Origin of the sequence: Brevibacillus fortis (assembly GCF_003013395.1) — a bacterium.
Classification (GTDB): Bacteria; Bacillota; Bacilli; order Brevibacillales; family Brevibacillaceae; genus Brevibacillus; species Brevibacillus fortis.
Window position 1 is genome coordinate 14,280 of record NZ_PXZM01000044.1, and the last position, 21,053, is coordinate 35,332.

General features: G+C 47.8%; 30 protein-coding genes. 1 reads left to right on the top strand and 29 read right to left on the bottom strand.

Going from position 1 to position 21,053, the window contains the following annotated elements; all coding sequences use genetic code 11:
* Window positions 1–5 precede the first annotated feature (5 nt).
* The 22 genes from secY to rpsJ all read right to left on the bottom strand — a co-directional run bounded on the left by secY (window position 6) and on the right by rpsJ (window position 10,604).
* A complete protein-coding gene (secY, locus tag C7R93_RS24575) occupies window positions 6–1,301 on the bottom strand; it encodes a preprotein translocase subunit SecY (protein ID WP_106841280.1) in 1,296 nt (431 codons plus the stop codon).
* A complete protein-coding gene (gene rplO / locus C7R93_RS24580; protein ID WP_007716272.1) occupies window positions 1,301–1,741 on the bottom strand; it encodes a 50S ribosomal protein L15 in 441 nt (146 codons plus the stop codon). Before rplO ends, secY begins: the two co-directional genes overlap by 1 nt.
* A gap of 33 nt (window positions 1,742–1,774) precedes the next feature.
* Window positions 1,775–1,960 carry a 50S ribosomal protein L30 gene (rpmD, locus tag C7R93_RS24585; RefSeq protein WP_007716270.1) on the bottom strand — a complete coding sequence of 62 codons (186 nt, stop codon included), beginning with the start codon at window positions 1,958–1,960 and terminating at the stop codon, window positions 1,775–1,777.
* Between the two features lie 16 nt (window positions 1,961–1,976).
* A complete protein-coding gene (rpsE, locus tag C7R93_RS24590; RefSeq protein ID WP_007716268.1) occupies window positions 1,977–2,474 on the bottom strand; it encodes a 30S ribosomal protein S5 in 498 nt (165 codons plus the stop codon).
* 18 nt (window positions 2,475–2,492) lie between these two features.
* Window positions 2,493–2,855: a 50S ribosomal protein L18 gene (gene rplR / locus C7R93_RS24595; protein WP_106841281.1), complete on the bottom strand. Its 363-nt coding sequence runs from the start codon at window positions 2,853–2,855 to the stop codon at window positions 2,493–2,495.
* Window positions 2,856–2,887: 32 nt separating this feature from the next.
* A complete protein-coding gene (gene rplF, locus C7R93_RS24600) occupies window positions 2,888–3,424 on the bottom strand; it encodes a 50S ribosomal protein L6 (RefSeq protein ID WP_007716264.1) in 537 nt (178 codons plus the stop codon).
* A 35-nt stretch (window positions 3,425–3,459) separates the two neighbouring features.
* Window positions 3,460–3,858 (bottom strand): 30S ribosomal protein S8, encoded by a 399-nt coding sequence (gene rpsH / locus C7R93_RS24605; RefSeq protein WP_007716262.1) that lies wholly within the window; start codon window positions 3,856–3,858, stop codon window positions 3,460–3,462.
* 27 nt (window positions 3,859–3,885) lie between these two features.
* A complete protein-coding gene (locus C7R93_RS24610) occupies window positions 3,886–4,071 on the bottom strand; it encodes a type Z 30S ribosomal protein S14 (protein WP_005828830.1) in 186 nt (61 codons plus the stop codon).
* 24 nt (window positions 4,072–4,095) lie between these two features.
* The gene (gene rplE, locus C7R93_RS24615; RefSeq protein WP_007716254.1) at window positions 4,096–4,638 is read right to left on the bottom strand and encodes a 50S ribosomal protein L5; all 543 of its coding nucleotides are present in this window, start codon (window positions 4,636–4,638) and stop codon (window positions 4,096–4,098) included.
* A 26-nt stretch (window positions 4,639–4,664) separates the two neighbouring features.
* On the bottom strand, window positions 4,665–4,979 hold the full coding sequence (gene rplX / locus C7R93_RS24620; RefSeq protein ID WP_017247051.1) for a 50S ribosomal protein L24: 315 nt from the start codon (window positions 4,977–4,979) through the stop codon (window positions 4,665–4,667).
* A gap of 49 nt (window positions 4,980–5,028) precedes the next feature.
* A complete protein-coding gene (gene rplN / locus C7R93_RS24625; protein ID WP_017247050.1) occupies window positions 5,029–5,397 on the bottom strand; it encodes a 50S ribosomal protein L14 in 369 nt (122 codons plus the stop codon).
* Between the two features lie 42 nt (window positions 5,398–5,439).
* Window positions 5,440–5,706 (bottom strand): 30S ribosomal protein S17, encoded by a 267-nt coding sequence (rpsQ, locus tag C7R93_RS24630; RefSeq protein WP_007716251.1) that lies wholly within the window; start codon window positions 5,704–5,706, stop codon window positions 5,440–5,442.
* Window positions 5,707–5,728: 22 nt separating this feature from the next.
* Window positions 5,729–5,926, bottom strand: a complete 198-nt coding sequence (gene rpmC, locus C7R93_RS24635) for a 50S ribosomal protein L29 (RefSeq protein WP_007716250.1) — start codon at window positions 5,924–5,926, stop codon at window positions 5,729–5,731.
* The gene (rplP, locus tag C7R93_RS24640; protein WP_007716249.1) at window positions 5,916–6,350 is read right to left on the bottom strand and encodes a 50S ribosomal protein L16; all 435 of its coding nucleotides are present in this window, start codon (window positions 6,348–6,350) and stop codon (window positions 5,916–5,918) included. The genes rpmC and rplP overlap by 11 nt, the downstream gene beginning before the upstream one ends.
* A gap of 2 nt (window positions 6,351–6,352) precedes the next feature.
* A complete protein-coding gene (rpsC, locus tag C7R93_RS24645; protein ID WP_007716248.1) occupies window positions 6,353–7,015 on the bottom strand; it encodes a 30S ribosomal protein S3 in 663 nt (220 codons plus the stop codon).
* A 13-nt stretch (window positions 7,016–7,028) separates the two neighbouring features.
* Window positions 7,029–7,361 (bottom strand): 50S ribosomal protein L22, encoded by a 333-nt coding sequence (gene rplV, locus C7R93_RS24650; protein WP_106841282.1) that lies wholly within the window; start codon window positions 7,359–7,361, stop codon window positions 7,029–7,031.
* A gap of 29 nt (window positions 7,362–7,390) precedes the next feature.
* Complete coding sequence (gene rpsS, locus C7R93_RS24655) at window positions 7,391–7,672, bottom strand: 30S ribosomal protein S19 (protein ID WP_007716246.1); 282 nt, start codon at window positions 7,670–7,672, stop codon at window positions 7,391–7,393.
* 49 nt (window positions 7,673–7,721) lie between these two features.
* Window positions 7,722–8,552: a 50S ribosomal protein L2 gene (gene rplB / locus C7R93_RS24660; protein WP_007716245.1), complete on the bottom strand. Its 831-nt coding sequence runs from the start codon at window positions 8,550–8,552 to the stop codon at window positions 7,722–7,724.
* A 32-nt stretch (window positions 8,553–8,584) separates the two neighbouring features.
* Window positions 8,585–8,875, bottom strand: coding sequence for a 50S ribosomal protein L23 (gene rplW, locus C7R93_RS24665; RefSeq protein ID WP_007716243.1), 291 nt, complete (start codon window positions 8,873–8,875; stop codon window positions 8,585–8,587).
* Window positions 8,875–9,498 (bottom strand): 50S ribosomal protein L4, encoded by a 624-nt coding sequence (gene rplD / locus C7R93_RS24670; protein WP_007716242.1) that lies wholly within the window; start codon window positions 9,496–9,498, stop codon window positions 8,875–8,877. The genes rplW and rplD overlap by 1 nt, the downstream gene beginning before the upstream one ends.
* A gap of 20 nt (window positions 9,499–9,518) precedes the next feature.
* Window positions 9,519–10,148, bottom strand: a complete 630-nt coding sequence (rplC, locus tag C7R93_RS24675) for a 50S ribosomal protein L3 (protein WP_106841283.1) — start codon at window positions 10,146–10,148, stop codon at window positions 9,519–9,521.
* Between the two features lie 147 nt (window positions 10,149–10,295).
* Window positions 10,296–10,604 (bottom strand): 30S ribosomal protein S10, encoded by a 309-nt coding sequence (rpsJ, locus tag C7R93_RS24680; protein ID WP_007716236.1) that lies wholly within the window; start codon window positions 10,602–10,604, stop codon window positions 10,296–10,298.
* A 356-nt stretch (window positions 10,605–10,960) separates the two neighbouring features.
* Between rpsJ and C7R93_RS24690 the strand changes: the two genes are divergently transcribed.
* Entirely contained in the window at window positions 10,961–11,347 is a 387-nt protein-coding gene (locus C7R93_RS24690) for a globin domain-containing protein (RefSeq protein ID WP_106841285.1), read from the top strand.
* A 25-nt stretch (window positions 11,348–11,372) separates the two neighbouring features.
* Here the strand turns inward: C7R93_RS24690 and C7R93_RS24695 are convergent, their stop codons facing one another.
* The 7 genes from C7R93_RS24695 to rpoC all read right to left on the bottom strand — a co-directional run bounded on the left by C7R93_RS24695 (window position 11,373) and on the right by rpoC (window position 21,031).
* The gene (locus tag C7R93_RS24695) at window positions 11,373–12,308 is read right to left on the bottom strand and encodes a DMT family transporter (protein WP_106841286.1); all 936 of its coding nucleotides are present in this window, start codon (window positions 12,306–12,308) and stop codon (window positions 11,373–11,375) included.
* 153 nt (window positions 12,309–12,461) lie between these two features.
* Entirely contained in the window at window positions 12,462–13,652 is a 1,191-nt protein-coding gene (gene tuf / locus C7R93_RS24700) for an elongation factor Tu (RefSeq protein ID WP_106841287.1), read from the bottom strand.
* 120 nt (window positions 13,653–13,772) lie between these two features.
* Window positions 13,773–15,851, bottom strand: a complete 2,079-nt coding sequence (gene fusA, locus C7R93_RS24705; RefSeq protein WP_106841288.1) for an elongation factor G — start codon at window positions 15,849–15,851, stop codon at window positions 13,773–13,775.
* Window positions 15,852–15,920: 69 nt separating this feature from the next.
* Entirely contained in the window at window positions 15,921–16,391 is a 471-nt protein-coding gene (gene rpsG / locus C7R93_RS24710) for a 30S ribosomal protein S7 (protein WP_007716226.1), read from the bottom strand.
* Window positions 16,392–16,444: 53 nt separating this feature from the next.
* Window positions 16,445–16,888, bottom strand: coding sequence for a 30S ribosomal protein S12 (gene rpsL / locus C7R93_RS24715; protein WP_005828873.1), 444 nt, complete (start codon window positions 16,886–16,888; stop codon window positions 16,445–16,447).
* A gap of 123 nt (window positions 16,889–17,011) precedes the next feature.
* Window positions 17,012–17,266, bottom strand: a complete 255-nt coding sequence (locus C7R93_RS24720) for a 50S ribosomal protein L7ae-like protein (RefSeq protein WP_087341519.1) — start codon at window positions 17,264–17,266, stop codon at window positions 17,012–17,014.
* Between the two features lie 138 nt (window positions 17,267–17,404).
* Window positions 17,405–21,031: a DNA-directed RNA polymerase subunit beta' gene (rpoC, locus tag C7R93_RS24725; protein ID WP_106841289.1), complete on the bottom strand. Its 3,627-nt coding sequence runs from the start codon at window positions 21,029–21,031 to the stop codon at window positions 17,405–17,407.
* Window positions 21,032–21,053: the final 22 nt, after the last annotated feature.

A 21,053-nucleotide genomic window follows, 5' to 3' on the forward strand; every position in this document is an offset into this window, starting at 1 on the left:
AGTCATTACTTGATAAACCCTTGGTAGTGGCGTTTGATCATCTGACTTTCAATCTGCTTCATTGTATCCAAGCATACCCCGACCACGATCAAGAGCGATGTACCGCCGATGAAAATGGATTGCGGCAAGTTTGCAATACTACCGAAGAAGAATGGCAAAATGGCAATTGTCATAAGGAACAAAGCGCCCGCCAATGTTAACCGGTTTAACGTACGAGTAATGAATACCTCAGTGTTTTTACCAGGTCGGATACCAGGAATGTAACCGCCATTTTTTCTCATGTTCTCTGCCATTTGTACAGGATTGATCTGTACGAATGTGTAGAAGTAGGTGAATCCGAGAATCAAGATAGCGTAGAGCGTCATTCCTAATGGTTTGTTGACTTGGAAGTTCTCATAAATCCAGTTGGCAAATCCTTGTCCAGATGCATCCACCCAGAACTGAGCAATTGTTGACGGGAACATTACCAGCGATACCGCAAAGATAACAGGAATAACACCAGCAGAGTTGATTTTCAGTGGAATGTGGGTAGATTGACCACCGTACATTTTGCGTCCAACCACTCGTTTCGCATATTGCACTGGAATCTTACGAAGACCTTGCTGCATAAAGATAACCCCGACAATAATGGCGAGGACCACCAATAGGATAAGCAGAACTTTGACGATGCTGAAAAAGATGTTTACAGATGGATCACCAAACATCGTGGTGTAAATCGTCGCAGCTGCATTAGGCAATCCAGCAACGATCCCGGCAACGATCAGGATCGAAATCCCGTTACCGATACCCTTCTCCGTAATCTGTTCCCCCATCCACATCATGAATGCGGTCCCAGCTGTCAAAGTCAACGCAATGAGTGCATAGCTACTAACCGACGTGTCGTTTAGCAATCCAGGCGCCATATTGTTGAATCCAATCGTCATCCCTACAGACTGAATCAAACCAAGGATGATGGTAGCGTAACGGGTAACGGTAGCAATCTTGCGACGGCCAACTTCCCCTTCACGAGCCCATTGCGTAAGCTTAGGCACAACATCCATGGACATCAGCTGCATGATAATCGATGCCGTAATGTACGGCATGATACCCATGGCAAAAATCGAGAAGTTTTGCAGTGCTCCACCAGAGAAGGTGTTCAACAAGCCCAGTAATTGGTTTGTGTTCTGCTGAAACAACTCGACGTTTACGTTAGGAACTGGCACGAAGCTTCCGATCCGGAAAACAACCAGCATCATGAGCGTAAAAAGGATCTTACTACGCAAGTCGCTAATCTTAAAAATGTTAGTTAAGGACGCTAACATTAGATCACCTCGGTTGTTCCACCGACTTGAGCGATCTTCTCAGCAGCAGCTCCGGAGAACTTGTGAGCTTTTACAGTCAGCTTCACAGTCAGTTCACCGTTAGCAAGAACCTTAACACCATCGCGCAGCGCACTGATAACACCAGTTTCTTTCAACAGTTCAGGTGTTACTACAGTGCCCTCTTCGAAACGGTTCAGCGCGTCCAAGCTAACAATCGCAAATTCTTTGCGGCTGATGTTAGTGAAACCACGCTTAGGCAGACGACGGTACAATGGGTTTTGACCACCCTCGAAACCAGGGCGAACACCGCCACCAGAACGAGCGTTTTGACCTTTGTGACCTTTACCAGCAGTTTTGCCAGTACCGCTACCAATACCGCGACCGATGCGCTTACGAGTGTGACGGGATCCTTCTGCAGGTTGCAGTTCATGCAATTTCATACGTTGCACCTCCTAACTAATTGAGATGATCAATTAAGCTTCTACTTCTTTCACTTCAACCAAGTGCTTCACTTTGAAAACCATTCCACGGATTGCAGCGTTATCTTCCTTCACTACAGTGGAGTTGATTTTGCGAAGACCCAGAGCTTTTACAGTGTCTTGTTGGTCAACAGTGCGACCAATCAAGCTGCGTTTGAGGGTGATTTGCAATTTTGCCATTTTCATTCCCTCCTTATTAACCCAACAACTCGTCAACAGTCTTACCGCGCAATTTCGCGACATCTTCCGCTGTTTTCAGACGACCGAGGCCTTCCAGCGTAGCGTTGACCATGTTGATAGGATTGTTGGAACCAAGAGACTTACTCAAAATATCGCCTACACCAGCCAGTTCGAGTACGGCACGAACAGGTCCACCAGCGATAACTCCTGTACCAGGGGCAGCAGGCTTGATGAGAACCTTACCTGCGCCAAATTGGCACAGTACTTGGTGTGGGACAGTTGTCCCTCTCATCGGTACACGAATCAATTTTTTCTTAGCATCGTCAATCGCTTTGCGAATGGCGTCTGGAACTTCTTGAGCTTTACCCATACCAGCACCTACGTGGCCGTTACGGTCTCCCACAACAACCAAGGCGCTGAAGCTCATGCGACGTCCACCTTTAACCGTCTTAGCTACACGGTTAACTGCGACTACTTTTTCTTCGAGCTCTAATTTGCTAGGGTCGATACGCATTCCTTACCCTCCTTGTTGTTAGAATTGCAGACCAGCTTCACGAGCTGCTTCTGCCAGTGCTTTAATACGTCCATGATAGATGTAACCACCGCGGTCAAAAATCACTTCAGTCGCACCTTTTTCTTGTGCACGCTTAGCGATCAGTGTGCCAACAGCTGTAGCAGCTTCCACGTTAGTGCCATTTTTCAGGCCCAGCTCTTTATCCAAAGAAGATGCAGATACCAATGTTGCGCCTGTTGCATCGTCGATCAATTGAGCGTAGATGTGCTTAGAAGAACGGAATACGTTCAGACGCGGGCGAATGGTTGAACCAATCACGCGTTTGCGGATTCGCAGATGACGTTTTTTCCGAGCTTTGTTTTTATCAGCTTTCGTAAACATTAAGCGGCCTCCTTTCTCATGAAGCTAGAAGCTTATTTACCTTTTTTACCTTCTTTACGACGAACCACTTCGTTGTTGTAACGAATACCTTTACCTTTGTATGGCTCAGGTTTGCGCAGGGAACGAATCTCAGCAGCAACTTGGCCTACACGCTCTTTGTTGATACCTTTAACAATCAGAGTCGTTTGGTTAGGTACGTCGATTTCGATACCCTCTTCTGGAGTAACTTCCACTGGGTGGGAGAAACCAAGAGAGAGAGTAACGCCGTTGCCAGTTTTGGCAGCACGGTAACCTACACCGACCAATTCCAGGGTACGAGTGAAGCCTTCAGATACGCCATTTACCATGTTGGCAACCAGCGCACGAGTCGTACCATGCAGGGAACGGTGAAGTTTGTTATCGCTTGGACGCTCTACTACTACTTCGTTTTCAGCGATGTTGATTTTGATATCTTCATGGAAGCTACGAACGAGTTGACCCTTAGGGCCTTTTACCGTCAGCTCAGTTCCGTTCAGAGTGAGGGTAACGCCTGCAGGTACCACGATCGGTTTTCTACCGACACGAGACATGTGGTGCACCTCCTGTGCTATTTACAATCTATTAATTACCAAATGTATGCGAGAACCTCTCCACCAACGTGTGCTTGACGAGCTTGCTTGTCAGTCATTACACCAGTGGATGTAGAGATGATCGCGCAACCGAGACCACCCAAAACCTTAGGTACTTCATTGTTCTTTGCATAAACACGAAGTCCTGGCTTGGAGATACGTTTCAGACCTGTGATGACGCGCTCGTTGCTCGCACCATATTTCAGGAATACGCGGATGATTCCTTGTTTGTTGTCTTCAACAAACTCCGCATCGCGGATGAAGCCTTCTTCTTTCAGAATGCGCGCGATTTCCTTCTTGATGGTGGACGCCGGGATTTCCACTTTCTCGTGGCGAACCATGTTGGCGTTACGAATTCGTGTCAACATATCTGCGATTGGATCAGTCATAACCATGAGAGAAAACCTCCTTCCCGTTTCAAATTACCAGCTTGCTTTTTTCACGCCTGGAATTTGACCTTTATAAGCAAGTTCACGGAAGCAAATACGGCAGAGTTTGAATTTGCGCAATACGGAGTGAGGACGTCCGCAACGCTCGCAACGAGTGTACGCGCGTACTGCAAACTTCGGCTGCCGCTGTTGCTTGATGATCATTGATTTCTTTGCCACATTCTTCCCTCCTTACGAGTGGGTTTATTTACGGAATGGCATACCCATTTGAGTCAGCAACTCACGAGCTTCCTCATCCGTTTTCGCGGAAGTAACAATAACGATGTCCATACCGCGAACTTTATCAATTTTATCGTACTCGATCTCAGGGAAGATCAATTGTTCCTTCAGACCAAGTGTGTAGTTACCGCGACCGTCAAAAGCCTTGGAAGAAATTCCACGGAAGTCACGAACACGCGGGAGAGATACGTTCATCAATTTGTCGAGGAAGTGGTACATACGCTCGCCACGCAGGGTAACCTTCGCGCCGATTGGCATACCTTCACGCAATTTGAAACCCGCGATGGATTTCTTAGCCTTTGTTACTACAGGCTTTTGACCAGCGATGATTTGCAGGTCTTCAATTGCAGTATCCAAGGACTTAGCGTTAGCTACCGCTTCGCCAACACCCATATTGATGATGATCTTTTCTACTTTCGGCACTTGCATGATGGAAGTGTAGTTGAACTTGCTCATCAAACCAGGCACGATTTCGCTCGTATACTTTTCTTTCAATCTTGTTGCCATTTAGGATATCCTCCTTTCCAACCTGACTACTTGTCGAGTACTTCGCCAGACTTTTTCGCGTACCGAACTTTCTTGCCGCTATCCAATACTTTGTAACCGATGCGAGTAGCTTTTCCGGACTTCGGATCGATCAAAGATACGTTGGATACGTGAATAGCTGCTTCTTGAGTCACAATGCCACCTTGCGGGTTAGCTTGGGACGGACGGCTGTGTTTCTTCACGAGGTTGATACCTTCAACCAGAACGCGTTCTTTCTTCGGATAAGCAGCGAGAACGCGACCTTTTTTGCCTTTATCTTTGCCCGCATTTACGATAACAGTGTCGCCTTTTTTAACGTGCATCGCTTGGTGCACCTCCTATCGAACAAACTGCCTGAGTTTTGCCGTTCAATTAGATAACCTCTGGAGCCAGAGAGATGATCTTCATGAAATCCTTATCGCGGAGCTCACGAGCCACAGGTCCAAAGATACGAGTACCACGAGGGGATTGATCGTCTTTGATAACTACAGCTGCATTCTCATCGAACTTGATGTAAGAACCATCGTTACGACGAACGCCACTTGCTGTGCGTACTACAACCGCTTTAACTACTTGACCTTTCTTGACAACGCCGCCGGGTGTAGCGGATTTTACGGAGCACACGATAACATCCCCGATGTTCGCCGTTTTGCGACCGGAACCACCCAGAACCTTGATGCACATGAGTTCCTTAGCACCGGAGTTGTCAGCAACAGCCAATCTCGTTTGAGTTTGGATCATTTACTGTTCCTCCTTTCGGATTTATCTATCCGAAAATCTGACTTATACGATTACTGCCTCTTCAACGATACGTACCATACGGAAACGCTTGTCTTTAGACAATGGACGAGTTTCCATGATTTCTACGATGTCGCCAACTTTTGCTGCGTTGTTCTCATCGTGAGCCTTGAACTTTTTGGAGAATTTCATGCGTTTACCGTACAATGGGTGTGTCTTGTAAGTTTCAACAAGAACAACAATGGTTTTATCCATCTTGTCGGAAACGACGCGACCTACAACGGTTCGACGCATATTGCGATCTGCGGTCATCGTTCAAACCTCCTTCCTATAATTAGCCGATTCCCAATTCTCTCTGGCGCAGGACGGTTTTCGCACGAGCAATATCCTTACGCACTTGTTTGATACGAGATGTGGTTTCGAGTTGACCCGTAGCCAACTGGAAACGAAGGTTGAACAACTCTTCTTTCAAAGAAGTAACGTTTTGTTCTAGCTCGGCAGTGGTCAAATTACGGTACTCATTAGCCTTCATGTGCGTCACCACCCACTTCTTCACGCTTCACGAACTTGCACTTGATAGGCAGTTTGTGCATAGCCAGACGCATAGCTTCGCGAGCGACTTCTTCAGGAACACCAGCAAGTTCAAACATGATCTTGCCTGGCTTCACTACCGCTACCCATTTCTCAGGAGAACCTTTACCGGAACCCATCCGTACTTCGAGCGGTTTTTGTGTAACTGGTTTGTCAGGGAAAATTTTAATCCAGACTTTACCACCACGTTTAATGTAACGGGTCATTGCAATACGGGCAGCCTCGATTTGACGGTTGGTTACCCAAGATGGTTCCATTGCTTGCAATCCGTATTCACCGAACGCAACAGTGGTACCGCCTTTTGCGTTACCTGCCATTTTCCCGCGGTGTTGTTTACGGTGTTTCACGCGTTTTGGCGTCAACATGATTACTTGCCTCCTTCCTCAGTAGCGACGTTCTTTCTCGCTGGAAGGACTTCTCCACGATAGATCCACACTTTAACACCGATGCGACCATAAGTGGTATGTGCTTCAGCAGTACCGTAGTCGATGTCAGCGCGCAATGTGTGAAGCGGAACAGTACCTTCGCTGTAACCTTCAGAACGTGCGATGTCCGCGCCGCCAAGACGACCGCTTACCAAGGTTTTGATACCTTTAGCACCTGAGCGCAGCGAACGAGTGATCGATTGCTTTTGCGCACGGCGGAAAGAAATGCGGTTTTCCAATTGGCGTGCAATATTTTCAGCTACCAGAGTAGCATCCAGATCCGGACGTTTTACTTCGTTGATGTTGATATGAACGCGTTTGCCAGTCAGTTCGGTCAAAGTTTTGCGCAGAGTTTCAACCTCTGAACCACCTTTACCAATTACCATACCAGGCTTAGCGGTGTGAATCGTAACGTTCACGCGATTAGCTGCGCGTTCGATTTCGATCGTGGATACAGCAGCATCTTTCAGACGCCCTTTTACATACTTACGGATTTTCAAGTCTTCGTGCAACAGAGTTGCGAAGTCCTTGTCAGCGTACCATTTGGACTCCCAGTCACGAATGACACCGATCCGAAGACCTACCGGGCTTACCTTTTGACCCACACGTAATCCCTCCTTATTTCTCGTTTAGTACCACTGTGATGTGGCTCGTGCGTTTATGGATGCGGCTAGCGCGACCCATAGCGCGCGGACGGAAACGCTTCAACGTAGGACCTTGGTCTACGAAGATTTTGCCAACTACCAGGCTATTTGGATCCAGCTCATAGTTGTGCTCAGCGTTTGCAATAGCCGACTTCAGGAGCTTTTCAACAACTGGAGAAGATGCCTTTGGCGTGTGTTTCAAGATCGCCAAAGCTTCACCTACTTGCTTGCCTCTGATCAAGTCAGCCACGAGGCGGACTTTACGAGACGCGATACGAATATTGCGTGCAACTGCTTTTGCTTCCATCTTTGTACCTCCTCTCTGTCAAGAGAAAATTAGCGCTTCTTGGACTTCTTGTCGTTGTCGACGTGACCCTTGAAGGTACGAGTTGGTGCGAATTCACCCAATTTATGACCAACCATGTCTTCCGATACGTATACAGGTACATGTTTGCGGCCATCGTAAACTGCAAACGTGTGTCCTACGAAATCAGGGAAGATGGTGGAACGGCGAGACCATGTTTTGATCACGCGTTTCTCGTTCTTTTCATTTTGCTCGTCAACTTTTTTCATCAAGTGGTCATCCACGAAAGGACCCTTTTTTAAGCTACGTCCCATTAGTGAACCTCCCTTCGCCAAAGGCGTTCGGTTATAGTATCAGCCTACCTTACTTTTTACGGCGGCGGATGATGTACTGGTCGGACTTGTTCTTCTTCTTACGAGTCTTGAGACCCAGGGTTGGTTTACCCCAAGGAGTAACAGGAGCCTTACGACCGATTGGAGCGCGACCTTCACCACCACCGTGTGGGTGATCGTTAGGGTTCATTACGCTACCGCGAACTGTCGGGCGAATACCCAACCAGCGGGAACGTCCTGCTTTACCGATGTTCAACAATTCGTGATCTTGGTTACCTACTTGACCGATAGTAGCACGGCAAACGTTATGAATGCGGCGTGTTTCACCGGAAGACAGGCGTACGATTACGAATTCACCATCACGACCAAGCAATTGAGCAGAAGTACCAGCAGCGCGAACCAATTGGCCGCCTTTACCAGGTTTCAGCTCGATGTTGTGGATGGTTGTACCTACCGGGATTTTCTCCATTGGCAGTGCGTTACCGATTTTGATGTCGGCATCTGCTCCGGATACAATCTGGTCGCCCACTTTCAGGTTTTGTGGAGCGATAATGTAACGCTTTTCACCGTCTGCATAGTTGATCAGCGCGATGTTAGCGGAACGGTTTGGATCGTATTCAATGGTTGCTACGCGACCAATGATACCATCTTTGTTACGTTTGAAGTCGATAATACGGTATTTACGTTTGTGACCGCCACCTTGATGACGAACGGTAATTCTACCTTGGTTGTTGCGACCAGCTTTTTTGCTGAGAGGCGCCAACAAGGATTTTTCGGGAGTCGACGTGGTGATCTCCTCGAAAGTAGAAACCGTCATTTGGCGACGACCAGGAGAAGTCGGTTTAAACTTTTTGATACCCATGTTAATACCCTCCTTTTCGGTAGTCGTCGAGGTTATACTCCCTCGTAGAAGGCCAATTCTTTGCTGTCATCAGTCAGCTTAACGATTGCTTTCTTCCACTCGGATGTGTAACCGGAGTATTTTCCGTAGCGTTTTGGTTTAGCAGGTACACGAACTGTGTTAACTGCTTCTACTTTTACGCCAAATACTTTTTCAACTGCTTGTTTGATTTCTGTCTTGTTGGCTTTGAGAGGTACTTCGAATACGTACTTTTTCTCAGCCATCATATCAGTGGTGCGCTCGGTAATGACAGGGCGTTTAAGGACATCATGAAGGCTCTTCATTAGGCGAGCACCTCCTCTACTTTCGCAATCGCTTCTTTCGTCACGATTACTTTGTCATGCGCTACCAGATCAAGAACGTTAATGCCAGCAGCATCTACGATTTTTGCACCTGGAATATTGCGGGAAGCAAGAGCTACGTTTTGGTCGTACTCGGAAGTAACGATCAGAACTTTGCGATCAGCTTTCAAGTTGTTCAGAACAACTGTCATTTCTTTAGTTTTAGGAGCTGCAATGTTCAGAGCTTCCAAAACCAAAATTTCATTGCTTTGTACTTTTGCGGAGAGTGCGGATTTCAGTGCCAAACGGCGAACTTTACGGTTCAGTTTGTAACCGTATTTGCGCGGAGTTGGACCGAATACAACACCGCCACCTTTCCATTGCGGAGAGCGAATGGAACCTTGGCGTGCACGTCCTGTACCTTTTTGGCGCCATGGCTTGCGGCCACCACCACGTACTTCAGAACGGTTCTTTACATCATGTGTACCTTGGCGTTGGGATGCTTGTTGCATCACGATCGCATCGTACAGAACTGCGCTGTTAGGCTCAATCCCAAATACGCTGTCTGCCAGATCGATTTCGCCAACTTGAGAACCGCTTTGGTTATAAAGAGCTACTTTCGGCATGTCAGTTCCTCCTTTCCTTACTAGTTCTTCTTGACTGCCGTGGAAACCAGTACGCATCCGTTTTTCGGACCAGGCACGGAGCCTTTCACGAGAATCAAGTTGCGTTCTGCGATAACTTTAACCACTTCCAGGTTTTGAATGGTAACGTTGTCTCCACCCATTTGACCTGGCAGGGTTTGGCCTTTAAATACACGACCTGGATCGACAGCACCCAAAGAACCTGGGCGGCGATGGTAGCGTGAACCGTGAGCCATAGGACCGCGGGATTGATTGTGACGTTTGATAGCACCTTGGAAACCTTTACCCTTGGTTACGCCGGCAACGTCAACGAATTCTCCCTCAGCAAAAATGTCAGCCTTCAACTCTTGACCAACCTCATAATCAGCGAGGTTTACTCCGCGAATTTCGCGAACGAAGCGCTTAGGAGCAGTGTTAGCTTTTGCTGCATGGCCTTTTTCCGGCTTGTTAGCGCGCTGTTCTTTTTTGTCTTCGAAGCCGATTTGAATCGCTTCATAACCGTCGTTCGCAACGTCTTTCTTCTGAAGAACTACGTTAGAACCTGCTTCGATAACCGTTACAGCAATCGCTGCTCCGTTTGGACCAAAAACTTGACTCATTCCAAGTTTTTTCCCTAAGATTCCTTTGGTCATTTGTGCCACCTCCTGTGCTTATTTCAGTAAAACGTTTTATGTTGTATCAAGTCCCCATCGATGCGCAGGGGTGCCATTTAAGGGTTTGTTGCTTGGTATAACACGCTTATCAAGACAACGTCTGCGCGTGTATCGCTTTTTGGGACCTTACAGTTTAATCTCGATGTCCACACCAGATGGCAGATCCAGACGCATCAGAGCATCTACTGTTTGTGGTGTAGGATTCAAGATATCGATCAAACGTTTATGTGTACGCATCTCGAATTGCTCACGAGAATCTTTGTACTTATGAACCGCACGCAGGATCGTGTAAATTGCTTTCTCCGTAGGAAGTGGAATTGGACCGGATACGTTAGCACCGGAACGCTTCGCAGTGTCCACGATTTTCTCTGCGGACTGATCCAGGATTTTATGATCATACGCCTTCAAACGAATACGAATCTTTTGCTTTGCCATTGAAGTCCCTCCTTTTTCGCCCATTTTTTAAACAGACATTTCTCCGTGGAAATATCCTGCACCCCAGTCATGGCAAAGGGCCCGGGTGTGTCAGCAACCTCCCACATCATCGCAAGTCCATGACCAACATTCAATATTGTACTAAAAAGATCTGGGCAACGCAAGTTTTTTCTTGGGTTTCCGAATATTTTTTTGTACACGGTGTGCCTACTGAATGACTCACCTTGATCATCTTACAGATTTCCGGGAAAAAAGGCAAGCGGGATTACCTGCCAACTCGCCGAGTAATCTATCTATAATAGAAGGAAGACGTTATACTTATGGTTGTAATCGTTTAGAAATGGAGGTTTTCCTCAGTGTCTGATGTGAATCAAACCCCTTATGAAATCATCGGCGGTGCAGATACCTTGGCCCGTCTTGTCGATTCCTTTTACGATCTGGTAAAGCAGCATCCCGACATTACCGAGCTCTTCCCTGACGATTTAACCGAAGTGAAGGAGCGTCAATATCAGTTTTTGACACAGTTTCTCGGTGGTCCAAGCCTTTATTCGGACGCCCATGGTCATCCGATGCTGCGAGCACGACATATGCCGTTCCCTATTGGACCTATACAGGCAGAGGCTTGGCTCTCATGTATGGATAAAGCCATGGATTTGACAGGACTCGAAGGAGAAATTCGGAAACAAATCTTTGATCGTTTGCGTTTAACCGCCCACCATATGGTCAATAAGTGGGAACAATAAGAAAAAGCGTAGGACAATTTCTGTCCTACGCTTTTGTTGTTAGATCAGAGGTTGCTGCCGTACTTGTAACTTTCGGTCTCACCAGGCTACGCGATCCCAAATAAACACCGCCGACTATCATACACAACGCCAGCAAGTGTACGAGTTGAAGTCTTTCGCCCAGGAATATCGCCGCAAATACCAAGCTGGCCATTGGCATTCCATTTAGGAAAACAGCCGTTCGACTTGCCCCCAGCTGACGTATCCCATAGTTCCAGCCGATCGAGCCGACCGCAGTTGATAGCGCACCTGAAGCAAATATCACAAGCCACTGGAAAGAAGAAACGTCCAAAGAGAGATAATAGGATGCAGGTTGGACAGTCAATGCTACTCCCCACAAGAAGAAGACCCCAAACATTTGTGATAAAGCCGTAATTAAAAGAACTGGTACACCTCTTACGACCAATTTCCGTATGAGCAAACCACCCGTTACATACATAAGCATGGAGAAAAACATAATGGCATCTCCCCAGCCATTCATATGAAGGCCACCGTGCTGAGAGATGACTACAATCAAAACTCCTGCAAAACCCATTCCAATGCCAAGCCCTTTTTTCAACGACATGCCTTCCCCTAAGAAAAGCATCGCCAAGAGTGCCGTTGCTAACGGATTTAATCCAAGAATAAGCGATGCATTTCCCGCTGTTGTATATTGAACACCCGCGGCAAGCGTAATTTGATGAAGCGCGATAGAACTAGCGCCGACTCCACCCAGCAAGAACCAATCCGTTTTGCTAAATCGCAAACTCTTTCTGTATAAGAAAATGAGAGGCGATAAACAAATTCCACCGACAGTCATGCGTATAGCGGCGACATACAACGGAGGAAACGTTGATAAATATTTGACCATGACGACGTTTAAGCCCCACAGCGTGACAACACCTGCAAGCATAAGAAACAATAATCGCTCATTATTTTTCATCTCTAATATCCCCCATCCAATCCTGATGGTATTGTAGCATATTGCTACGAGAGGCAAATTGAATGATTTTGATGGGAGTTATTTAAAAATTCGATAAAAGAGCATAAAAAAACCCGACAACCAAAGTTATCGGGTTTTGTGTATCCGTATATCTTACGCGTCGATAGAAGCTACAACGCCAGCGCCTACTGTACGGCCACCTTCGCGGATCGCGAAGCGAGTACCTTGTTCCATCGCTACTGGAGCGATCAGTTCTACAGTGAACTCAGTGTTGTCGCCAGGCATGATCATTTCAACGCCTTCTGGCAATTGGATGATACCTGTTACGTCAGTTGTACGGAAGTAGAATTGTGGACGGTAGTTAGCAAAGAAAGGAGTGTGACGTCCGCCTTCTTCTTTGGACAGAACGTAAACTTCTGCTTTGAACTTAGTGTAAGGCTTAACGGAAGCTGGTTTCGCCAAGCATTGTCCACGCTCGATGTCATTACGGTCTACACCGCGCAGAAGAGCACCGATGTTGTCACCAGCTTGAGCGGAATCCAGCAATTTGCGGAACATCTCAACACCAGTTACAGTAGTAGTTTTTGTTTCTTCAGCCAAACCGATGATCTCAACTTGGTCACCAACTTTTACTACACCGCGCTCTACGCGACCAGTAGCAACAGTACCACGACCAGTGATCGTGAACACGTCCTCTACAGGCATCAGGAACGGCTTGTCAGTTGCGCGCTCAGGAGTTGGGATGTAAGAATCTACAGCTTCCATCAGCTCAACAATTTTCTTAGCCCAGTCACCAGTTGGGTTATCCAAAGCTTCTTTAGCAGAACCTTTGATTACTGGAGTGTCGTCACCTGGGAACTCATATTGAGACAACAGGTCACGGATTTCCATTTCAACCAGTTCCAACAACTCTTCATCGTCTACCATGTCGCATTTGTTCATGAATACTACGATGTAAGGTACGCCTACTTGTTTGGAGAGCAGGATGTGCTCGCGAGTTTGTGGCATAGGGCCATCAGCTGCGGATACAACCAGGATTGCGCCGTCCATTTGAGCAGCACCAGTAATCATGTTTTTCACGTAGTCCGCGTGACCAGGGCAGTCAACGTGAGCATAGTGACGGTTGTCAGTTTCGTACTCAACGTGTGCTGTGTTGATTGTGATACCGCGCTCTTTTTCTTCTGGAGCAGCGTCAATCGCAGCATAGTTCATAGCTTGTGCTTTACCGCTCTGTGCCAATACAGTTGTAATAGCAGCAGTCAGGGTAGTTTTACCATGGTCAACGTGACCGATAGTACCAATGTTAACGTGTGGTTTATTACGCTCAAATTTCGCTTTTGCCATGAGAGAAAAGCCTCCTTATAGAAAAGGGTTTTATGGTTTGAAGAAAGGTTTACCTTACGAATGGTTGTCCCTTCAATATTGTAAACCTTTCTGATTGCAAGATAAAGCTGTAACCTGTAATTATTCGCCTTTAGATTTCTTGATGATCTCTTCAGCGATGAATTTAGGTACTTCTTCGTAGTGGTCGATCACCATGGAGTAAACGCCACGACCTTGGGTACGGGAACGAAGAACTGTGGAGTATCCGAACATCTCGGACAGTGGTACCATCGCACGGATTACTTGTGCATTTGCACGAGCTTCCATACCTTCGATACGACCGCGGCGGGAGTTCAGGTCGCCCATTACGTCGCCCATGTACTCTTCAGGCATTGTAACTTCTACTTTCATGATTGGCTCGAGCAATACCGCGCCACATTTTTTCGCAGCTTCCTTCAGTGCGAGGGAACCTGCTACTTTAAATGCCATCTCGTTGGAGTCGACATCATGGTAGCTACCGTCAACGATCGCCGCTTTAATGTCAACAAGCGGGAAGCCAGCAATAACACCATTTTTCATCGCTTCTTCGATACCCGCTTGAACAGCAGGGATGTATTCGCGTGGTACTACACCACCAACGATTTTGTTTTCGAATTGGAAGCCTTGACCAGCTTCGAGTGGAGCGAATTCCACCCAAACGTGACCGTATTGACCACGACCACCGGACTGACGAACGAATTTACCTTCCACTTTTGCTGCGTTACGGAATGTTTCACGGTAAGCAACTTGTGGAGCACCTACGTTCGACTCGACTTTAAATTCGCGTCTCAGACGGTCTACGATAATCTCCAGGTGAAGCTCACCCATACCGGAGATGATTGTTTGACCAGTCTCTTCATCTGTGCGAGTTCTGAACGTTGGATCCTCTTCAGCCAGCTTGGACAGGCCGATACCCATCTTGTCTTGGTCTGCTTTGGATTTTGGTTCGATCGCAACAGAGATAACTGGCTCTGGGAAGTCCATAGACTCGAGGATTACAGGAGCCTTTTCATCACACAGAGTATCACCAGTTGTTGTATCTTTCAAACCTACAGCTGCTGCAATGTCACCGGAGTAAACCGTTGTGATCTCTTCACGGTGGTTTGCGTGCATTTGCAGGATACGGCCAACGCGCTCACGTTTACCCTTGGTAGAGTTGAGAACGTAAGAACCGGAGTTCAGTACACCGGAGTATACGCGGAAGAAAGTCAAACGACCAACATACGGGTCAGTCATGATCTTGAACGCAAGAGCAGAGAACGGACCGTTGTCGTCAGCTGGACGATCAACTTCATCTTCAGTATCTGGCAATGTACCTTTAATTGCAGGGATATCTACCGGAGACGGCAGGTAAGCAACTACGTTGTCCAGCATAGGCTGAACACCTTTGTTCTTGTAAGAAGAACCGCACATTACCGGCGTCAGTTTGCACTCGATAGTACCCTTACGCAGAGCAGCACGGATTTCGTCGTTGGTCAGCTCTTCGCCTTCCAAGTACTTCATCATGAGCTCTTCGTCTTGTTCTGCAGCTGCCTCAACCATCGCCATGCGAAGTTCTTCGCAACGTGCGAGCAGGTCAGCAGGGATTTCAGCGGAGTCAGAAGTTTTACCCAAATCATCGGTATATACGATTGCCTTCATTTCGATCAGGTCAACCATACCTTTGAATTGATCTTCTGCGCCGATTGGATATTGGATAGCTACCGGATTTGCACCCAGTCGAGATTTGATCTGACCCAAGCACATATCAAAGTTAGCACCCATGATATCCATTTTGTTGATGTAGCACATGCGCGGTACGCCGTAGCGGTCAGCTTGGCGCCATACTGTTTCGGTTTGCGGCTCAACGCCACCTTTTGCGTCAAAAACGGTTACAGCACCGTCAAGAACGCGCAGGGAGCGCTCAACTTCTACAGTGAAGTCTACGTGGCCTGGCGTATCGATGATGTTGATTCGATGGCCATCCCATTGAGCAGTAGTAGCAGCCGAAGTAATGGTAATACCGCGCTCTTGCTCTTGTTCCATCCAGTCCATGGTAGCTGCACCTTCGTGCACCTCACCAATTTTGTGTACACGACCAGTGTAGAACAGAATACGTTCAGTCGTTGTCGTCTTACCAGCATCGATGTGAGCCATGATACCGATATTACGCGTATTCGGCAAAGAGAACTCGCGAGCCATTAGGTATGCTCCTTCCATACTCGAGTTTGAGAATAAACGGGTATCCAATACGGACACCCGATTCAATTCCTACCAGCGATAGTGAGCAAACGCTTTGTTCGCTTCAGCCATCTTGTGCGTGTCTTCACGCTTTTTAACTGCTGCACCGGTGTTGTTAGCAGCGTCCATGATCTCGTTAGCAAGACGTTGTTCCATGGTTTTCTCTCCACGGTTACGGGAGTAGTTAACCATCCAACGCAGGCCAAGAGTGGTACGGCGCTCCGGTTTTACTTCGATTGGTACTTGGTAGTTAGCACCACCTACACGGCGAGCTTTAACTTCCAGTACTGGCATTACGTTTTTCAGTGCTTCTTCAAACACTTCCATCGGGTTGCGACCTGTGCGCTCCTGGATGATGTCAAATGCGTTGTAGAGAATGTTCTGAGCTACACCACGCTTACCATCCAACATCAGGCGGTTAATCAAGCGAGTAACCAACTTGCTGTTGTGAATAGGATCAGGCAGCACGTCACGACGGGTTACAGGACCTTTACGAGGCATCGTATTCCCTCCTTCTTTTCGTTATAAAATCACGCCACTTCACAGGCGTTTTCTTATTTCTTTTTCGCTGCAGCTGCTGCTTGACCTGGCTTCGGACGCTTAGTACCGTATTTGGAACGACCTTGTTTACGGTTGTTCACACCAGCAGTGTCAAGTGCACCACGAACGATATGGTAGCGTACCCCTGGCAAGTCTTTTACACGACCGCCGCGCACCAGCACGACGCTATGCTCTTGCAGGTTGTGGCCAATACCACCGATGTAAGCTGTTACCTCGATTCCGTTAGTCAAACGCACACGAGCGTATTTACGCAACGCGGAGTTCGGTTTTTTCGGAGTCATGGTACCTACACGAGTGCAAACACCACGTTTTTGAGGAGAGCTTTGGTTAGTTTGGCTTTTCTTGAAGCTGTTGTACCCCTTTTGAAGAGCTGGGGACTTCGACTTCACAACCTTATCCTCGCGACCTTTACGCACCAATTGGTTAATTGTAGGCATGATGTTACCTCCCTTCTTAATACCCAATCTTCAAGACCACAGATCCAGGTGAGTCATTTTTAGGTCAAATAGAAAGTCCTTGTCCAGCATTACGCAACGTGTAAGCCAGAGACAAAAACATCGTTAACCACTTTTTTTAATCGCAGCAGTAGCCGCTCCCACTTCAATTCCGCACGCTTTGCCTAAGCGATGCATGGAATCTACATGAATGACTGGAACACCCTTCTCTTTGCAAAGGAGCTCGACTTTTTGGGTCAAACGCTTATCTGCATCAACAGCGATATACACTGCTTCTACCTGTTGGTTTTCAACAGCCTTGATCGTCTGCTTAATGCCGATAGTCAAGTCCTTGGCCCGCTCTACTTTTTCATAAGACATGATCCTCATATCCTCCAAAGTACAGATGTCAGGCACACTTGAATATAATATCAGGTGGGCTAGTTGTTGTCAACGCCCATCTACTATTTTTATTTAGGAAAGCGCCCACCAATCGGTGATGGGCGCTTTTCCCGGTAATTACTCTACAGAAACTGCTTCTTGCTCAGCCTTCGCTGCTTCCAGCTCTGCTTCGTAATCTACTTGACTAGCAACTTTTACATTGCGGTAACGTGACATACCGGTACCTGCTGGAACCAGCTTCCCGATAATAACGTTCTCTTTCAAACCTAGCAAGCGGTCCACTTTTCCTTTGATCGCTGCATCGGTAAGAACACGAGTCGTCTCCTGGAAGGAAGCTGCCGACAGGAAGGAGTCGGTTTCGAGGGATGCTTTGGTGATCCCGAGAAGAACCGGACGACCTACTGCTGGACTTCTGCCTTCCATGAGGGCTTTAGTGTTCGCTACCTCAAACTCTGGTACCTCAACATAGGAGCCTGGCAAGAGGTCAGTATCTCCGCTGTCGATGACGCGCAGTTTGCGCAGCATCTGGCGAATCATAACCTCAACGTGCTTGTCGTTAATTTCTACCCCTTGCATACGGTAAACTTTTTGTACCTCTTGCAAGATATAGTTGGAAACGCCGCGCATGCCGCGAACTTTGAGCATTTCTTTCGGGTCTACGGAACCTTCCGTGAGCTCATCACCGGCATTCAGCTTGACACCAACAGAAACCTTGATGCGAGAGCCGTACGGTGCTGCATACACTTTGTTTTCCGCTTCGCCACGAACTTCGATTTCGCGACGATCTTTCCCTTCGCGAATGTCGATGACTTCACCATCGATCTCGGAGATGACTGCTTGCCCTTTTGGATTACGCGCTTCGAACAACTCCTGAATACGCGGCAAACCTTGGGTAATATCGTCTCCCGCAACCCCACCGGTATGGAAGGTACGCATGGTCAGCTGGGTACCCGGCTCACCAATGGACTGAGCAGCGATAATACCAACCGCTTCTCCCACTTCCACCTCGGCACCTGTCGCCAGGTTACGTCCGTAGCACAGTTTGCAGACACCATGGCTGGTGCGGCAAGCAAGTACGTTACGGATATATACGGAAGTAATACCTTCTTTTTCGATATACTCGGCAACCTCTTCAGAGATCTCCTCATTGCGGTGCACGATAATTTCTTTCGTCTCAGGGTGGCGCAAAGTCTCGAAGCAAGTACGTCCTGTCAGACGGTCAGACAGCTTCTCAATTTCTTCCTTACCATCCTTGATCGCTGCTACACGAATACCTTTATCTGTTCCGCAATCCGTTTCACGAACGATAACGTCTTGCGCAACGTCTACCAGACGACGAGTCAAGTAACCTGAGTCGGCTGTACGCAATGCTGTATCGGCAAGACCTTTACGCGCACCATGCGTGGAGATAAAGTACTCCAATACAGTCAGACCTTCACGGAAGTTGGATTTAATCGGCAACTCAATGATTCGACCAGATGGGTTGGCCATCAGACCGCGCATACCTGCCAGCTGAGTGATCTGGGATACGTTACCGCGGGCACCGGAGTTCGCCATCATGTAGATCGCATTGAACTTATCCATCGCCTTCATCAATACTTCTGTTACTTCATCCTTCGCTTTGGACCAGATGGAGATTACACGGTCATAACGCTCGTCTTCGGTAATTAAACCGCGACGGAATTGCGTCATGACAGTTGCAACTTTCTCATCTGCAGCATCAAGGATGTCTTTTTTCTTTCCTGGTACTGCGATGTCCGCTACGGCAATCGTGATACCCGCTTTTGTCGAGTACGTGAAGCCCAGTTCCTTGATCTTGTCGAGGATCATGGACGTTTTCATCGTACCAAAGCGACGGAAGCACTCGGAAATAATGGTTCCTAGGAAGCCTTTTTTTACAGCGCCTGGGTCCGGGAGGTTCTTAATGAACTCAGAAACATTCGTACCTTTATCAAAGACAAAGCACTCATCTGGGACAATCGTTTGCAGGTTAGCTCTAGTCGGTGCATTGATAAACGGCATATCTGCAGGGAAGATTTCGTTGAAGATCACTTTCCCAACTGTCGTTACGATCAGTGCGTTCTCTTGTCGCTCAGTAAAGCTGGTTTTGTTCAGGCGTTTCGCTGGCAGAGCGATGCGCGTATGCAGGCTGATAAAGCCTTGCTGATAAGCGGCAATCGCATCGTGAGGATCACGATAAATCGTACCCTCGCCTTTGTCGCCTTCGCGTTCCAGTGTCAGGTAGTAAGAACCAAGCACCATGTCCTGGGATGGAGTTACTACCGGCTTACCGTCTTTCGGGTTCAAGATGTTTTGCGCTGCCAGCATGAGGATACGGGCTTCTGCCTGTGCCTCAGCAGACAACGGAACGTGAACCGCCATTTGGTCACCGTCAAAGTCCGCGTTGTACGCTGTACAAACAAGCGGATGCAGACGGATCGCACGGCCTTCAACCAGAACTGGTTCGAATGCCTGGATACCCAGACGGTGCAAGGTGGGGGCACGGTTCAACAGTACCGGATGCTCGCGAATTACATCTTCGAGAACGTCCCATACCTCTGGCTGAACGCGCTCAACCTTGCGCTTTGCGCTCTTGATGTTGTGAGCGAGGCCTTTGGAAACCAGCTCTTTCATCACGAACGGTTTGAAGAGTTCCAGTGCCATTTCTTTTGGCAAACCGCACTGATACATCTTCAAGTTAGGTCCTACAACGATAACGGAACGACCGGAGTAGTCAACACGCTTACCGAGCAGGTTTTGACGGAAACGACCTTGTTTACCTTTCAGCATGTGGCTGAGAGATTTCAAAGGACGGTTACCTGGTCCTGTTACCGGACGTCCACGACGACCGTTGTCGATGAGCGCGTCTACTGCTTCCTGCAGCATGCGCTTTTCGTTTTGTACGATAATGTCAGGAGCACCCAGTTCGAGCAGGCGCTTCAGACGGTTATTACGGTTGATTACACGACGGTACAGGTCATTCAGGTCGGAAGTGGCAAAGCGTCCACCATCCAACTGAACCATCGGACGAAGCTCTGGCGGGATAACCGGCAATACGTCGAGAACCATCCAATCCGGGTTGTTACCGGAGTTGCGGAATGCCTCAAGTACTTCCAGACGCTTGATCGCACGGTTGCGACGTTGTCCTTGCGCCGTTTTCAAGTCTTCTTTTAACGTTTCCACATCTTTATCCAGATCGATTTCAGCAAGCAGGCGTTTGATCGCTTCTGCACCCATCATCGCCTGGAAGGAGTGGCCGTATTTCTCACGATAGTTGCGGTACTCTTTTTCGGAGAGCAATTGCTTTTTATCGAGAGGAGTATCACCTGGATCGGTAACTACATAAGAAGCAAAATAGATTACTTCTTCCAGGGAACGAGGGGACATGTCGAGCACCAAGCCCATACGGCTTGGAATCCCTTTGAAATACCAGATGTGAGAAACTGGGGCAGCCAGTTCAATGTGCCCCATACGCTCACGCCGTACTTTGGCGCGGGTCACTTCCACGCCACAACGATCGCACACTACACCTTTATAACGAACGCGCTTGTACTTACCGCAATGACACTCCCAGTCCTTGGTTGGTCCAAAGATGCGTTCGCAAAACAAGCCGTCTTTTTCCGGTTTCAATGTGCGGTAGTTGATCGTCTCTGGCTTCTTCACTTCCCCGAAAGACCACGAACGGATCTTATCGGGGGAAGCCAAGCCGATCTTCATATATTCGAAGTTGTTCACGTCAATCACAGGGCGTTACCTCCCTTGGTAC

Coding starts and splice junctions, on each gene's coding strand:
- tuf (WP_106841287.1), bottom strand. CDS start 13,652: ATGGCAAAAGCGAAATTTGAGCGTAATAAACCACACGTTAACATTGGT.
- rplD (WP_007716242.1), bottom strand. CDS start 9,498: ATGCCGAAAGTAGCTCTTTATAACCAAAGCGGTTCTCAAGTTGGCGAA.
- rpsH (WP_007716262.1), bottom strand. CDS start 3,858: ATGGTTATGACTGATCCAATCGCAGATATGTTGACACGAATTCGTAAC.
- rplV (WP_106841282.1), bottom strand. CDS start 7,361: ATGGAAGCAAAAGCAGTTGCACGCAATATTCGTATCGCGTCTCGTAAA.
- rpsG (WP_007716226.1), bottom strand. CDS start 16,391: ATGCCTCGTAAAGGTCCTGTAACCCGTCGTGACGTGCTGCCTGATCCT.
- rpmC (WP_007716250.1), bottom strand. CDS start 5,926: ATGAAGGCTAATGAGTACCGTAATTTGACCACTGCCGAGCTAGAACAA.
- fusA (WP_106841288.1), bottom strand. CDS start 15,851: ATGGCTCGCGAGTTCTCTTTGCCGAATACGCGTAATATCGGTATCATG.
- rplB (WP_007716245.1), bottom strand. CDS start 8,552: ATGGGTATCAAAAAGTTTAAACCGACTTCTCCTGGTCGTCGCCAAATG.
- rplN (WP_017247050.1), bottom strand. CDS start 5,397: ATGATCCAAACTCAAACGAGATTGGCTGTTGCTGACAACTCCGGTGCT.
- rpsL (WP_005828873.1), bottom strand. CDS start 16,888: ATGCCTACAATTAACCAATTGGTGCGTAAAGGTCGCGAGGATAAGGTT.
- rplO (WP_007716272.1), bottom strand. CDS start 1,741: ATGAAATTGCATGAACTGCAACCTGCAGAAGGATCCCGTCACACTCGT.
- rplW (WP_007716243.1), bottom strand. CDS start 8,875: ATGAAGAGCCTTCATGATGTCCTTAAACGCCCTGTCATTACCGAGCGC.
- rplC (WP_106841283.1), bottom strand. CDS start 10,148: ATGACCAAAGGAATCTTAGGGAAAAAACTTGGAATGAGTCAAGTTTTT.
- rplR (WP_106841281.1), bottom strand. CDS start 2,855: ATGTTTACGAAAGCTGATAAAAACAAAGCTCGGAAAAAACGTCATCTG.
- C7R93_RS24720 (WP_087341519.1), bottom strand. CDS start 17,266: ATGTCTTATGAAAAAGTAGAGCGGGCCAAGGACTTGACTATCGGCATT.
- secY (WP_106841280.1), bottom strand. CDS start 1,301: ATGTTAGCGTCCTTAACTAACATTTTTAAGATTAGCGACTTGCGTAGT.
- rplE (WP_007716254.1), bottom strand. CDS start 4,638: ATGGCAACAAGATTGAAAGAAAAGTATACGAGCGAAATCGTGCCTGGT.
- rpsJ (WP_007716236.1), bottom strand. CDS start 10,604: ATGGCAAAGCAAAAGATTCGTATTCGTTTGAAGGCGTATGATCATAAA.
- rplP (WP_007716249.1), bottom strand. CDS start 6,350: ATGTTGACGCCAAAACGCGTGAAACACCGTAAACAACACCGCGGGAAA.
- rpsQ (WP_007716251.1), bottom strand. CDS start 5,706: ATGACCGCAGATCGCAATATGCGTCGAACCGTTGTAGGTCGCGTCGTT.
- rpsS (WP_007716246.1), bottom strand. CDS start 7,672: ATGGGACGTAGCTTAAAAAAGGGTCCTTTCGTGGATGACCACTTGATG.
- rpsE (WP_007716268.1), bottom strand. CDS start 2,474: ATGCGTATCGACCCTAGCAAATTAGAGCTCGAAGAAAAAGTAGTCGCA.
- C7R93_RS24695 (WP_106841286.1), bottom strand. CDS start 12,308: ATGAAAAATAATGAGCGATTATTGTTTCTTATGCTTGCAGGTGTTGTC.
- rpmD (WP_007716270.1), bottom strand. CDS start 1,960: ATGGCAAAATTGCAAATCACCCTCAAACGCAGCTTGATTGGTCGCACT.
- rplF (WP_007716264.1), bottom strand. CDS start 3,424: ATGTCTCGTGTCGGTAGAAAACCGATCGTGGTACCTGCAGGCGTTACC.
- rplX (WP_017247051.1), bottom strand. CDS start 4,979: ATGCACGTTAAAAAAGGCGACACTGTTATCGTAAATGCGGGCAAAGAT.